The sequence below is a fragment of the Nevskia ramosa DSM 11499 genome (genome assembly GCF_000420645.1).
Taxonomy (GTDB): Bacteria; Pseudomonadota; Gammaproteobacteria; order Nevskiales; family Nevskiaceae; genus Nevskia; species Nevskia ramosa.
The window spans coordinates 116,612-130,014 of record NZ_ATVI01000007.1 but is presented as its reverse complement, the minus strand read 5'-3'; the positions used below and the strand labels follow the sequence as shown (position 1 = coordinate 130,014).

Sequence of the window (13,403 nt, the reverse complement as noted above, 5' to 3'; positions counted from 1 at the left end):
GGGCTCAGCGCAGGGTGTCATAGGAGTCCTCGCGAATTTCGCGCTTGCCGTACTTCGCTGGAGCCAGCTCGCCGAGTGCCTTGACGCTCTTGGCGATCGACGCATTCCACAGGTTCTGGCTGATACGTTTCAAATTGGCTTCGTGGGCTTCGATGGCTTTCTGAACGAACGGATCAGCCTGCTCTTCCAGCAGCAGGCTGTACTGTTCGAGCTCGTCTGCCTTCAGATTCTTCGGCCGTTCGGATTCAAGCAGGGCACGGCTGAAATCCTGATAGACCACGCCCAACTCGTAGGTGGCTGCAGTCGTCGTATCGGCAAAGCCATAGGCCGCCGAGCGATTCAGCGCCTGAACAGCGGCTTCGGTCGCGTTCTTGCGGACCAGCAGGCTCTTCTCGACCGGCAGGGTCAGCTTGATGTTGCGAGCATCCTGCGCGGCCGACATCGCCAGTTCCAGGCTGGCCTGGGCGGCCACCAGCTTGCTGGCATCGGTACGTCCGGCGCCGGCACCGGCATCGGCCTTGACCAGTTCGTTGAGCCAGTAAAGGTAACGGCCCTTGTCATTCGCTGCCAGGGACAGATCGGCGAGGCGGCGACGGCCGATGGAGCTGCGCTCGACGGGCTGTGTGAAGTTGCTGACGTAGTACTCGTAAGCCTTGCCGGCCGGCGCCGCCATCTTCGCTTCGTCGTACAGGGTTGCCGCCAGCCATGCCGATTCGCGACGGGTCTCCGGCGTTTCAGTCGTGCGCTGTGAAATGCGCGCGAAGGTGGCGGCAGCTGCAGCCGGCTTGCCGTCCTTCTGGTACGTCGCTGCGAGCTTCTTGTCGACGTCTGAAACCAGCGGATTGGTCGGATAGCGGGTGCGGAAACCTTCGAGGGTCGTCGCCGCTTTCTGCCAATCTTCAAGCGACAGGTAGGCGCTGGCGGCGTCGTAATCGGCATTCGGGCGAATGGCGGCATCCGGCACCGTTGCGCCGACTCTCAGGAAGGCATCGGCTGCTGCACGCAGATTGCCGGCGGTGCGCGCTGCTTCGCCCTGCTTGTAGATCGATGCGGCGAGCTGGTCGGCGACGACCCTGCGCTCTGGTGCGCTCGGTGCCAGCAAGGTCAGCAGGTTGCCGTACGCAGCTTCGGCTTCCGGATAACGAGCCTGGGCGAAGCGGGCATCCGCAACCACACCGAGCACGATACGGCGTTGATCAGGCGTGGCTGCCGGCGTGTGTGCAATCAGCCGTTCGGCAAGCTTCACTGCCTCGTCGAGCGCCTTGATTTCGAAAAGATCCTGCGTGGCGCGAGTCACGACAACCGTCCACTGCGGATGTGCAGGGAAGGTGTCTGCCAGCTTCAGGCTGGCGTCGATCGACTGCCGCAGCGCGGCTGGCCTTTCAGCGGCAGGCACTTCCTTGACCAGACGCTGCCAGGCCTGCACGGCCGCATACGCAGCTTCGGAAGCCTTGGGATGGTTGCCGTAGCTGTAAGCAGTCTTCAGATACTGATTTGCGGCATCTGCCGTACGGCCGCCATCGAACAGGGAATCGGCGTAGAGCAGATTCACTTCGGGAATCTTCGGATCGGACGGGAAGTTGCTCAGGATCTTCTGATACCAACCGGCAGCAGCGAGAAAGTCCTTCGTGGCTTCGGCGGTGCGACCTGCCTGCTGGCCAGCCTGCGCACGAGCCTGATAGTGACGACCCAGATCCTCGAAGCTTGCGCGGACCGTGGTCAGCACTTCAGGGCTCGGCTGACGGCCGGTCCAGTAAGGCGCGCCAGGCGCGTAGGCGGTGACGTAACGCTCCTTTTCACGGACGACGAGATCGTTGAAGCCACCATCCTGATAGGCGGTGATCACGCGGCTCTGGAACTTCGGCGCGCTGGGGTGGCTCGGGTAGCGGCTGATGAACGCGGCGTAGCTGACGGCAGCATCGCTGTAGCGGCGCTTCTCGATGAACAGATCGCCGAGCGCGTTATAGACCAGCGGATAGAAACGCGGCTCGCCGCCGCCAGGCACCTTGGCGCTGCGCGTGAAGTAATCGTTGATCGCGTTACCACCGCCGAGGGCGGCAAAGGCGAGGCTCGATACGCGCAGGCTCGACGATGCGAATTCGGCCTTGTCCTTGCCGACAGCCTTCAATGCAGCGTCTGGATCTTCCAGCTCACCCGCTGGCAGTTCGCGATTGAGAATCGTGAAGAAGATCGGCAGGCAGGCGTCGTACTTGCTCTGCTTGAACAGCGTCCAGCCGTATTTGTACTGGGCCGATTCGAAGAAGGTGGTCGTGGTGCCGAGGCCGAGCACGAACTGATAGTCCTTCTCGGCTTCGTCGTAGCGGCCGAGACCGTAAAGGATTTCCGCACTGCGGAAACGTGCGTCGCCGATCAGGTTCGAAGTGGGATACAGCTCGCCGAGTCGGCGCAGTGTCGCGATCGCCTCTTCGATCTGGTTGTTGTTCTGGTAGGCACGTGACAGCTGATAGAGCAGCCGATCGTTGTTGCGATCGTTCGGACGCTCGGCCAGCAGCATCTTGTAGACGGTGATCGATTTGCCGATGGCAACCGGATCCGAATTGCCCTTGCTGTCCTCGACCTGAAGCTGCAGATCCGCAAGGCGGCGCATCGCCTCGACGCGAGTATCGTCATCCGGCTTCAGCTTCAGCAGTTCGCGATAGTTCTCCAGTGCCTTTTCCGGATCGGTGGTCACCGCTTCGGAACGGATCACCGGCAGCTTGTCTTCGGCCGGCGTTGACTGCTTGGTCAGCGTGCGAATCGGCGGAGAGATGTCCTTCGGCTGCGACGCTGCGCAACTGGCCAGGAACAGGGCAGCCACCGACATCGCCAGTGGTGACCGCATGCCGCTAGCCAGCTTCAAGCGGGGATTGGGGGGCAGATTGGAGCGCATCAGGGCGACACTCCCTTGAGCTGCCGGTCATAGACACGGGCCATGGCAAAGCGGGCTTCGATCAGATACTTCTCGGTGTAACGGCGCTGATCGGCGAGGTTATCGAGTGCCAGCTTCTCGATCAGTTTGCCCTGTGCCTTCGCGGTGGTATCGACGCGCGGCAACAGTTCGTCGATGCGTCCCTTCAGTGCGTTCATGCGTTCGTAGACACCGCTGTAAGCGGCCGAGGGCGGAGCTTGGGCAGCCAGCAGGATGATCGGCGAATCGATCAACGGCGGCGTTGCCGAGACCGTTGCGAAATCGGCGGCGCTCAGTGTTTCGCTGAGGCGCAGACTTACCGGCGCTGGCGGTACACCGGGAGTGATCACCTTCGGCGCTTCCTTCTGCTTGCTGATCTGCAGGCTCAGCAACTGTTCGGTCGACACTGCCGGTCCCTTCCGGGCCAGCCAGCCGGCCTGGGCATCGGCCATGCGATCTTTCCACGCTTCGAGATTGCGCTTCAGCAGCAAGGCATCACGATAGTTCTTCAGCGGCTCCTGAAAGCGATTCTCGGCGATCAGGCGCTGCAGGTAATAGGTTTCCTGGGCGTCCGGCAGATCCTTCAGCTCCCAGTCCCAACCGGATTCGACATTCTGCGTGCGCCGGACCATCGTCGAAATCATGCGGCCGCTGCGAACGTAAGCAGCGCTCAGATCAAGGTTCTTGCGCGCTGCAGTGAGCGCATCGATCGCACGCTGGTAGAACGCTTCCGACTGCAGATGGGCGCCGAGCTTGTCGAGCGTGAACGGGATCGCCAGCAGCACTTCCTGCACGGCAGGGTCGATCGTGTCGCGCGTGGCGAGTTCCACCCAAGGCACCAGCGCGCGCTTCAGCGCAGCCTCTTCGTCAGCCGATGCCTTGGTCAGCCGGAAGCTCTGGAGACCGGCACGCTTGTAGACGTCGTCACCGAGAAAGCCGGGGCGCAGCAACACGCCGATGGTCGACAGGCTCTTGGAGATGCTTGACTCCTCTTCACCTGACTTTTTCTGCCCCTTGCCGCCAGGTGCCAGATAAGCCCAGCCGAGACCGAGCAGGGCGCGATTCGACAATGGACCATCGCTGCGCACCCGCTGCAGCACGCCGATTGCCGAGCCACCCTGCTGGTTGCGCAGGAAGTAGTAACCAAGTGCCAGATTGGCCTTGTCGCGGACCGCCAGTTCGTCCGGATCGTCTGCATCGATCTGCCCGACCTTGTCGAGCACGGTCAGGCCTTGAGTGACGCGGCCGTCCTTGATCAGTGCGACACCGTAGTTGTAGCGCGTGAAGGCACGCTGCAGACCGGCATCCTTGAGTTCGGCGAGCACCGCGGCCGCTTCCTTGTAGCGGCCTTGGCCCAGCAGAGCGCGGCCGAGCAGATCCTGCCATTCCAGCGTGGCCTGCTTCGGAAGCTGCGGCTTCATCGCTTCAAGTTCAGCGATCGCTTCCGCGAGCTTGCCGCGCTGGTAGTCGAATTCCGCCAGCTTGAGGCGTGCGCGTGCCAGCGACAGCGCCGTGCTCGGCTCCGGCACCAGTTCCCGGTAGATCGTGCTCGCGCGCTGTTCGACGCCGAAGTTCAGCGTGGCGTCGGCAAGACGCCGGAAGTAGACCTTCGACAGCTGGCGATCCGGCTTCTCGCCGAGCAGCTGCAGCAGTTCGGTCGACGCGCTGAAATAGCGCTGGTCGCCCATCAGGAACTCGGCGGCGCGAACGTGTGGATCGTTGGCGCTGCCCGGTTCGTAGCGATCGATGGCCAGCGCTGGAATCGACGCCGTCAGCAAGGCGGTGCAAAGAATGCTGCGGATCATCGCGACGGTCTCCAGTCGCGCAGCGCCATGGTCGGCTGCATACCAAGGCCCGGCGTTGAAATCAGAATTTCGAGATCGGATGCCCGATCAGTCTTGTCGAACACCGCTTCATACCGGCCGCGCATGCGCTGGCCATCAGCGCCGGTGTCGGCGTAGCGACCGGTGAATTCGGCCCACATGCGGTGCGCACCCGGCGTGATGTTCAAGCGTAGTGCCCGATACAGGCCGCGACGCTGCAAGGCCACGGCTTCGGTGACCTCGAGCTTTCGGCGAACCGGCTCGTTGCCATCGACGGTGACCACGACTTCGTCGAGCAGCAGACCCGGCGCGTCGACGCCGACATAGATCGTCACCCGGGTTTGCTCCGGATAGAGGAAGGCGTCCTCCGTGCGTATCGCTTGTTGATTGATGTCGAAAACTTCCGACTTCAGCACCTGGAGCGTCCGGTCTATTTCGAGCACCGCCGGGTCGGCGGGCTGAGGCGGAGCCGCATGCACTGCAGCAGGCAGGCAGGCGATCAAGGTGCACAAAAACAAGCGGCTCGGCGAGCGGAAAGCCATGTTCGTTTTCTGGGCAGGGAGCATTGAAGAGGCGCGAGTCTAGCAAATGGTTCGCGGCCTACGGAAACAGACTGTGCGTTCAGCGGATGCGCGGTACGTGTCCGTCTTTCAAGCGGCGCAAAGCCGCAAAAACTTCCACGGAATCAGCCATCGCTTGCCCGGTCCGCGCAGTCATTGCGGCGGCCAGTTCGGGCGCGCTGCTGCGGAGGAAAGGGTTGCGCGCGCGTTCGCCGGCGATGGTGCCCGGCACCGTCGCCCGGCCAGCTGCGCGCAAGGCCTGCAGACGAGTGAATTCGTGGGCAACAGAGGCATTGTCCGGCTCGACTGTCGCGATGAAATCGTAGTTCGACAAGGTGTACTCGTGCGCGCAGTAGACCGCCGTATCTCCCGGCAGATCGGCGAGACGGGCGAGCGAATGCTGCATCTGTGCAGGCGTGCCCTCGAACAGCCGGCCGCAGCCGCCGATGAACAAGGTATCTCCGCAGAACAGCAGACGCTGCGTCGGCTCGAAGTAGGCGATGTGACCCAGTGTGTGTCCCGGCACGGCGAGCACGTTCAAGCTGACGCCGAGACTGCGAAGGCTGACCTGATCGCCGTCGTCGAGCAGCACCGTCAAGCCCTTGATCTTTGCGCTCTCGGCGCGCGGGCCATAGACCACGGCGCCGGTTTCGGCCGCCAATGCTGCGAGTCCACCGATATGGTCGGGATGATGATGGGTGATCAGAATCGCGTCGAGCACGAGGCCGCGAGACGCGAGCGCCTGGCTGACGACGGAGGCATCACCCGGGTCGACGATGGCCGCGTGGCCGTCGCGTTCGAGCAGCCAGAGGTAGTTGTCGGTGAACGCGGGCAGGGCAGTGACGGTTATCATGGGCGCCATCGTCTTCATAGCGCGTCGGTACGTCAACCATGCCTAACCGTCTAGCGGTCAGCGGCGGCCAGCCGTTCAACCGTCAAGCCCTGAAAACCTGGCTCGCCAGCCCGCGCGGCAAGCGTCTGTTGGGGCTCGAGGAGCGTGAACTGGCGCGCGTGCTGCCGAATCTTTTCGGCCGGCATTGCCTGCAGATCGGCAACTGGGGCGATGGTGAGCTGCTCGCTTCCGCAGACATGCTGCATCGCGCCGTGCTCGGCACGCTGATCGACAGTCTGGGTGATGCCCAGGCCGTGACCCAGCCCGATGCCTTGCCGATCATGGAGCGCAGCGTCGACGCCGTGCTGCTGCCGCACACGCTGGAATTCACGCCGTCACCACATAACCTGCTGCGCGAGGTTAATCGCATCCTCAGCGATCGTGGCCGCCTGCTGATTCTCGGCTTCAATCCTTGGAGTCTCTGGGGCCTGCGACGCGTGCTCGGCATGGGTGCCCGGGCCTTTCCGCCGGGCGCTCGTTTCCACAGCGCCGGCCGGCTTGCTGACTGGCTGGAACTGCTGGATTTCGAAATCACCGAGCTGCGTCGTTTCGGAGTCGGCTTTCCGTGGACCGATGCGCGCACTGCAGGTGAGCCGTTCACGGTGGCCAGTCTGGCGACGCCGCTCGCCGAGGGTTACCTGATCGTCGCCAAGAAGCGGGTAATCCCGATGTCGATGATCACCCGTCTGCCGCGTGCCCAGGTCAAGCAGTTAGTCGGCCGCGCGCTCGGTGGTATTGCCGCTACGCCTGCTGCCGCACCGGATCTCAATACTCCCGCTGAATGAAAGCAGTCATTGCTTACACCGACGGCGCTTGCCGCGGTAACCCTGGCCCGGGCGGCTGGGGCGTCTCTCTTCAATATGGGGAGCATCTGAAGGAGCTCTGTGGCGGCGAAGCGCCGACCACCAATAACCGCATGGAGTTGATGGCAGCGATCAGCGCGCTGGAGTCTCTGCGGGAGGCGTGCACGGTGACGCTGCACACGGACTCCAAGTACGTGCTGCAGGGATTGACAGAGTGGCTGCCTAGCTGGAAGAAACGCGGTTGGAAGACGGCCGACAAGAAGCCCGTCAAGAACCAGGATTTATGGCAACGGCTTGATGTTGCGGCTGCCCGACACCAGATCGACTGGCGTTGGGTCAAGGGCCATTCTGGCGACGCCGGCAACGAGAACGCTGACCGTCTCGCCAACAAGGGCCTCGAACTGGCTCAGTCCGCGAAAGCCTGAGCACTGACCGATAAACGTTCCCGGGCCATGCCGATCGGCATGGCCCGGGAACGTACCTGCTTACTTCTTGGTCTTCTTGCCCGACTTCTTGGCGGCGTTCTTCGAAGCCCGCGACGATTCTTCGTTGTAGACCTTCACGAACGAAGGCTTGTCGAGCAGCTTGAACTCGACACGACGATTGTCGGCTCGGCCTTCCGGAGACTCATTGCTGCTGATCGGCTCGCTTTCGCCATAGCCCTTGGCGATCACGCGTGAAGCATCGACGTTCTTGCTGATCAGGTAAGTCCGCACGGAGTCCGCACGACGCTGCGACAGCTTCTGGTTGTACTGATCCGAGCCGGTGGAATCGGTATGGCCACTGACCTGGAGCGACAGCGTCGGCTGGGCTACCAGGATCGACGACACCTCATCGAGCGTTGCCTTTGCCGGAGCCGTCAGTTCGTAACCGTCGAGAACGAAGTTGACCGCACGGAGCACGACGGTCTGCTCAATGACGCAACCCGTGGAGTCGACTCTGAATCCCTTTGGCGTATTCGGGCACTTGTCGAGCGCATCTTCGACACCATCGCCGTCGCTGTCGACCCGAGGCGGCGGCGGCGCGCAGGATTCGCAAACCTGCGGCACCACTTCCTTGACCGGGAGAACTGCCGGCCTCACGCCACCGATTTCCCAAGTCACGCCGAAGCTGTACTCGAAGTTGCCGATCGACGGGCTGAAGCCGAGTACGTGGCGAATGTCGGCACGCAGCGCGAAGTCTGGGCCGACGAAATACTTGAGGCCGCCACCGTATTCGGCCAGCGTCTTGTTGGTCTTCGGCCGATTGAGATCGGGGACGTCGATGTTGTAGCGGCCGGCGCCGATCGCGATGAATGGCACCAGCTTCTTGGGCTGACGGTCATTTTCTTGTTCATGAATATTCCCTGTGTCTTTGGGCGTCGGAAGGCTTATGGCGCGGAGGTGTTGATCGTTGCGCGACGCACGATCAGATCGCCGAAGGACAAGGCCCTTCCGAAGATCCGCGTGCCGTTTCCGAGATTGATCGAGTTGGTTGCCATCAGCGTGCCGCCGGTGACAGCACCGCTACCAGTGGTGATAGCGCCATCGACGACCCAGAACACGTTCGTCGCAACCGCACCGTTGGCCAGAACGATCTGCGAGCGTGCTCCGAAAGTCAGATCGGTACCGACCTGGAAGACCCAGACCGCGTTGCTGTCACCCAATGCGTCGAGCGTCAGCGTGGCGTCATCAGCGATGGCCATGGTCGTTGCCGAGCTGTAAACGCCCGGGGTCAGAGTCAGCCCGCCGAGTGCCGGGGTGGCGGGGCCGGTGGGGCGACCATGAGCGTCGTCAAAGGCCAGCTGAAGATCTGCCTTCGCCTGAGTTGCGGTAGCCGTGTTGGAGTAAAGCGTACCGTTCAACACGAGATCAGGCGCTGCGCACATCGTGCAGGTGGTGATCGGTGCCAAACCAATATCACCGGTGACGGTGGTCGGCCCAGCGGTATTGTTGAGGCCATTTCCCGACACCAACGCGAAGCTCACCAGCGAACGCAGCGGTACAGGTAGCTGGCACACGGTGTTCGTCGGCCCAACCCTGAACGTCCAAGGGTTCGGCACCGTACCGGCTACCAGCGCATTCCCGGCCCTGTCGGTGACTGCATTGGTGACCGTCACCGTGTAAACCGTATCGGCGATGAAGTTCTCGGACTGACGGAATGTCGCAACACGTGTGGTGGCGTTGTAGGTCACGGCTCCCGGTACCTGGGCTCCGCTCGGCGCCTTCACTATGAAGCTGGCCGCATTGATCGTGTTGGCATCAATCGTCTCGTTGAAGCGAGCGTTTATCGTCGAGTTGATGCACACGTCCGTGGCCGCCGCAGGAGGCGACGTCAGGTTGACGAACGGCGGCGTCACGTCCGGCGCGAGACCGGTCGTGAACTGGTACGGGTTCTGGATGGCCGAACCGATCAGCGCGTTGCCAGCGAGATCCGTCACTGCATTGGACACCGTCACCGTGAACAGCGTCGAGGCCGCCAGTGGTGCGCTAGGCGTGAAGGTTGCCGAATTGCCGGAATACGTGATCGTGCCTGGGACCGCGGCGTTGCTAGGGTCGGTGACCGTGAAGCTGGTAGCCGTCAGGGTGGCCGTATTGATCACTTCGCTGAAGGTCACAGTGACCTGGGCGTTGACCGGGGTACCGACTTCGCCAGCAAACGGGTCGGTCAGTACGATCGTTGGCGACGTGGTGTCGTCGATCACACCCGTTCTGAACTTCCAGGTAAACGCGGTTGCCAGCGGATTGCCGGAGAGATCCGTGATTCCGGCTGCCAGAGTGGCCGTGTATTCAACGTTGTTCTGCAGTTGGGCAGTGGTTGTGCCATTGCCCGGCGTGAAGGTCAGCACCGAGCCGGAAACCCCGGCCGTGCCCGCTACAGGCGTGCCGCCCGGGCCGGTCAGCGTGAAGCTGTTGACGTCGAGCGAAGCAGGATCGATGGCTTCGCTGAACGTCGCCACTATACGGCGGTTGCTCGGCACATCGGTCGACGCGTCGGCAGGATCAACCGCATTGACCTGCGGCGGAGTCGTATCGGGAAGTGCACCGGTGGTGAACTGCCAGGTGAAATTGCTGGCCAGCGCGTTCTCCGCAAGATCGAGGACGGCGGTGGTGATGGTCGCCGTATACGTCGTATTCGGCGCGAGCGGCGCGGCGAGCGTGTAGCTCGCGACGACGCCAGCGTAGGAAACCGTGCCGGCTACAGCGCCGCCTTCTCCAGCGGTCAGCAGGAAGCTGGCGCCATTGATCGTTGCGGGGTTGATCGACTCGCTGAACGTTGCCGTTACGGCGGTGGTCGACACCGGCACGCCGGTCTGGGTATTGATTGGCGAAGTAGCGATAACTGTCGGCGGTGTGACGTCGCCGGTCTGGTTCTCGCCGCAGGCGGACACCAAGGTCGCCAGCAGCATAAGCGCCAGCCAGTTGCCGATGGTTCTAAAATGAAGTTTACGATCGCGCATTGGGCAGATCTCGATCTGGTTGTTGATTTGTGAAAACGGTTGGTTTGATGACGATGTCATCGCGACCAACCTGAGCGTGACGGGGTTAAATTGCAGCGGCTCCATGACCTTGGCAGCTGTCAATGTACGGAGTGTACTGTCGTACGCCTGTGAATGTACCTAATTTAAACGGTCTGTTTAACGCCCCGATGTCGTTTATATGATCTTCGTTCGCTTTCGAAAAGAGCAGAAACCATGAGCCGTCAGATCCTGCTCGATACTGAAACCACCGGACTCGAGGCACGCGAACACCGAGTCATCGAGATCGGTTGCATCGAGTTGCGTGACCGCAAGGTCACCGCTGAACAACGCTGGTACTTGAACCCGGAACGGGATAGCGACCCGGGCGCGCTGGCCGTGCATGGATTGACCACGGAGTTCCTTGCCGACAAGCCGCGCTTTCATCAGATCGCCGACGAGGTCATCGAATTTCTGCGCGGTGCCGAGTTGCTGATTCATAACGCCGCGTTCGACGTCGGCTTCATGGACAAGGAACTCGAGCGAGCCGGACGTCCCGAACGGATCGCGAGCCTGTGCACGGTGACCGATACCGTGCGAATGGCCAAGCGACTGCACCCGGGGCAGAAGGCCAGTCTCGATGCCTTGTGCAGGCGCTATGGCATCGACAACTCGCATCGCGAACTGCACGGCGCGCTGCTCGATGCCCGCTTGCTGGCCGAGGTCTATCTGGCGATGACCGGCGGCCAGGCGGCTCTGGGCCTGATCAGCGAGCCGACCGGAGGCCGGCGCGATCCCACGGCGGCCGAGACTGCTGCAGCCTTCACCACCGATCTGAGCCGGCCGCTTCGGGTGATCCGCGCCAGTGATGAAGAACTTGTCGCTCACGTCGAACGCCTGCAGTACATCGTCAAGAAGAGTGGCAAGCGCTTGTGGGACGGAGAACTCGCTCAGGCGTCGCTGCCCTCGGGCTGAAGGTTTTCGTTACGGCACATGCTCAGGCCAAAGCGCGTCGAGCCAGCGCGCTCACCACTTCGAAGTACGGAGGACGTGGATCGCGCGAGGTGATCCGGCATAGTTCGACGTCGAGTCCTACCTTGCCCAGCCACTTGCCGAGCATCTCGGCGGTCACGCCGAGATTGACGTGGTCGTAGGCCTGCATCGCCGCTTCATGTTGATGCGCGCTCAGGGTCGCGATGATCAGACGTCCACCCGGACGCAGGCAGCGCGCGGCTTCGGCGAGCACTGCCTCAGGCTTGCGCGCGTAAGTCAGCGCATGCATCAGAAAGACATGGTCGAAGCTGGCGTCGCGGTAGGGCAGCTGGCTCATGTCGGCCTGGGTGAAAGCTACGTTGCGCGGATCGCCGAGGCGTCGTCTGGCGGCGCCGAGCACCTTGGCGCTGATGTCGGCACAGGCGACGCTGCGCGCGCGCTCGGCGATCAATTCGGCCAGTACGCCGTCGCCGGAAGCGACATCGAGCACGTCGCCAAGATCGAGCAGGCCGATCAATGCGCGCGCCGTCGCTTCCCAAGTCCGGCCGGGGGAATAGTGCAGCTCCATGCGGCCGGCGACCGATTCCGCCCAGGTCTGGCCGTGCTTGCGAACCCGAACCACTTCGCTGGCACGTTCGCGATCAAGCTGAGCCTGCGGGTCTTCAAGCCGTTCACGCATCACCGCCCACAGTTCGGAGGCGCGACCGCAATCCGGACTCAAGGAATAGAGCGCACCGCCACCGCTGCGCCCAGCTTGGACAAGACCGGCACGCTTCAGGCGCCCAAGGTGGGTCGACACCCGGCTTTGCGCCAGCCCGGTGATTTCGGTCAGCTCGGCAACCGATAGCTGATGCGCCTCCAGCAGCAGGAGCAGGCGTAGCCGGCTGGCATCGGCAAGCAGACGCCACAGTTCGGTACTTTGCGCGATGCTCAGTTTCATTCGGCGATGGTGATGCGACAGCAATAAAAAAGCCTGCCGACGACCTGTCGGCAGGCTTGGCGTAGGGACAGGCTAACGCCGCAATCAACCGCGGCACAGCTCCGGATCAACCCTGCGACTTGACCGCATCGACGGCCGAGTTCACCGCGGCACTGACTTTCGCGGAAGCAGATTCGGCACCGGCCTTGGCCGCGTCGACTGCTTTCTCGGCGCTGGCGGTGACTTTGGTGACGACCTTCTTCGCGGCGCTGGTCGCGCGGCTGGCGCGCGAATTCGGCGACGGCGTCGGTACTGCGCGGCTGACAATCTTCTTGGCTTCGGCAACACCGGCCTTGGCGGCGTCTTCGACGGTCTTCTCGACGGACTTGGCAGTCTTGACCACCTTCGTCTCGACTGCCTTGACGACTTTCTTGACCGCCTTGACGTCGGCCTTGACGGTTTTCTCGATCTTGCTGGCCTCAGCCTTGACCGTCTTCTTGGCGGCTTTCACGTCAGCCTTCAAAGTTTTTTCGACCTTGCCGACTTCGGTCTTGATGTCCTTCTTGGCGCTCTTGACCGTGTCGCTGGCGCTCTTGCCGGCCTTCTGGGCGTCGGCCTTGATCTTGGCGAGCGCTTTCTGCGCCGGTTTGATGGCTTTTTCGAGACGGGCAATCGACAGCGGCGCGCCGCCCTTGCCACCCTTCACCAGCTTCGCGAGTTCGGCGCGAGCATCGGAGACCACGACCAGCGACGCGCGGGCGTTGTCGATCAGCTTGCTCACCGCGTCCTGTAGCAGGGTCGCCTGCTTCTGGGCAGCGGATTTGATGTTCTTGTCGCCCTGCGCCTTCTTCAACGAGGCAACGGCGGCCTTGTAATAGTCGTTCAGCGCCTTCAATTCGGCATCGGCCAGCTTCTGCACGCCGCCGTAAACGATCTGGTTGGCGTTGCTGAGCGTGTCCAGCGACTGCCGGACGATCTCGAGCAGATCGTTGATGGGCTTGGTGAAAGTCTTCTTGTCAGCCATGTCGCGTTACCCCCTGTACGGTGAACGAGGGTTCGATTCTAGGTG

The 13,403-nt window shown here is 62.5% G+C and carries 11 protein-coding genes; 3 read left to right on the top strand and 8 right to left on the bottom strand.

Going from position 1 to position 13,403, the window contains the following annotated elements; all coding sequences use genetic code 11:
- Positions 1-4: 4 nt before the first annotated feature.
- The 4 genes from G513_RS0111975 to gloB are packed head-to-tail and all read right to left on the bottom strand — an operon-like array spanning position 5 to position 6,162.
- A complete protein-coding gene (locus G513_RS0111975; RefSeq protein ID WP_022977085.1) occupies positions 5-2,842 on the bottom strand; it encodes a tetratricopeptide repeat protein in 2,838 nt (945 codons plus the stop codon).
- A gap of 47 nt (positions 2,843-2,889) precedes the next feature.
- Positions 2,890-4,713 (bottom strand): tetratricopeptide repeat protein, encoded by a 1,824-nt coding sequence (locus G513_RS0111970; protein ID WP_022977084.1) that lies wholly within the window; start codon positions 4,711-4,713, stop codon positions 2,890-2,892.
- On the bottom strand, positions 4,710-5,297 hold the full coding sequence (locus tag G513_RS0111965; RefSeq protein ID WP_156891616.1) for a hypothetical protein: 588 nt from the start codon (positions 5,295-5,297) through the stop codon (positions 4,710-4,712). The genes G513_RS0111970 and G513_RS0111965 overlap by 4 nt, the downstream gene beginning before the upstream one ends.
- Before the next feature lie 55 nt (positions 5,298-5,352).
- Positions 5,353-6,162 (bottom strand): hydroxyacylglutathione hydrolase, encoded by an 810-nt coding sequence (gene gloB / locus G513_RS0111960; RefSeq protein WP_022977082.1) that lies wholly within the window; start codon positions 6,160-6,162, stop codon positions 5,353-5,355.
- 20 nt (positions 6,163-6,182) lie between these two features.
- On the opposite strand from gloB, the gene G513_RS0111955 reads away from it, so the two are divergent.
- On the top strand, positions 6,183-6,968 hold the full coding sequence (locus G513_RS0111955) for a class I SAM-dependent methyltransferase (protein ID WP_022977081.1): 786 nt from the start codon (positions 6,183-6,185) through the stop codon (positions 6,966-6,968).
- On the top strand, positions 6,965-7,411 hold the full coding sequence (gene rnhA, locus G513_RS0111950; protein ID WP_022977080.1) for a ribonuclease HI: 447 nt from the start codon (positions 6,965-6,967) through the stop codon (positions 7,409-7,411). The genes G513_RS0111955 and rnhA overlap by 4 nt, the downstream gene beginning before the upstream one ends.
- Before the next feature lie 60 nt (positions 7,412-7,471).
- Here the strand turns inward: rnhA and G513_RS22740 are convergent, their stop codons facing one another.
- Both G513_RS22740 and G513_RS24945 read right to left on the bottom strand, forming a co-directional pair.
- On the bottom strand, positions 7,472-8,287 hold the full coding sequence (locus tag G513_RS22740; protein ID WP_022977079.1) for an OmpA family protein: 816 nt from the start codon (positions 8,285-8,287) through the stop codon (positions 7,472-7,474).
- 68 nt (positions 8,288-8,355) lie between these two features.
- Positions 8,356-10,530 carry an Ig-like domain-containing protein gene (locus G513_RS24945; protein WP_084711496.1) on the bottom strand — a complete coding sequence of 725 codons (2,175 nt, stop codon included), beginning with the start codon at positions 10,528-10,530 and terminating at the stop codon, positions 8,356-8,358.
- 129 nt (positions 10,531-10,659) lie between these two features.
- On the opposite strand from G513_RS24945, the gene dnaQ reads away from it, so the two are divergent.
- The gene (dnaQ, locus tag G513_RS0111935; protein WP_022977077.1) at positions 10,660-11,397 is read left to right on the top strand and encodes a DNA polymerase III subunit epsilon; all 738 of its coding nucleotides are present in this window, start codon (positions 10,660-10,662) and stop codon (positions 11,395-11,397) included.
- A gap of 22 nt (positions 11,398-11,419) precedes the next feature.
- On the opposite strand, the gene G513_RS0111930 is transcribed toward dnaQ, so the two are convergent.
- Both G513_RS0111930 and G513_RS22730 read right to left on the bottom strand, forming a co-directional pair.
- Entirely contained in the window at positions 11,420-12,355 is a 936-nt protein-coding gene (locus tag G513_RS0111930; RefSeq protein ID WP_051144413.1) for a metalloregulator ArsR/SmtB family transcription factor, read from the bottom strand.
- Between the two features lie 106 nt (positions 12,356-12,461).
- Entirely contained in the window at positions 12,462-13,358 is an 897-nt protein-coding gene (locus G513_RS22730; protein ID WP_022977076.1) for a phasin family protein, read from the bottom strand.
- Positions 13,359-13,403: the final 45 nt, after the last annotated feature.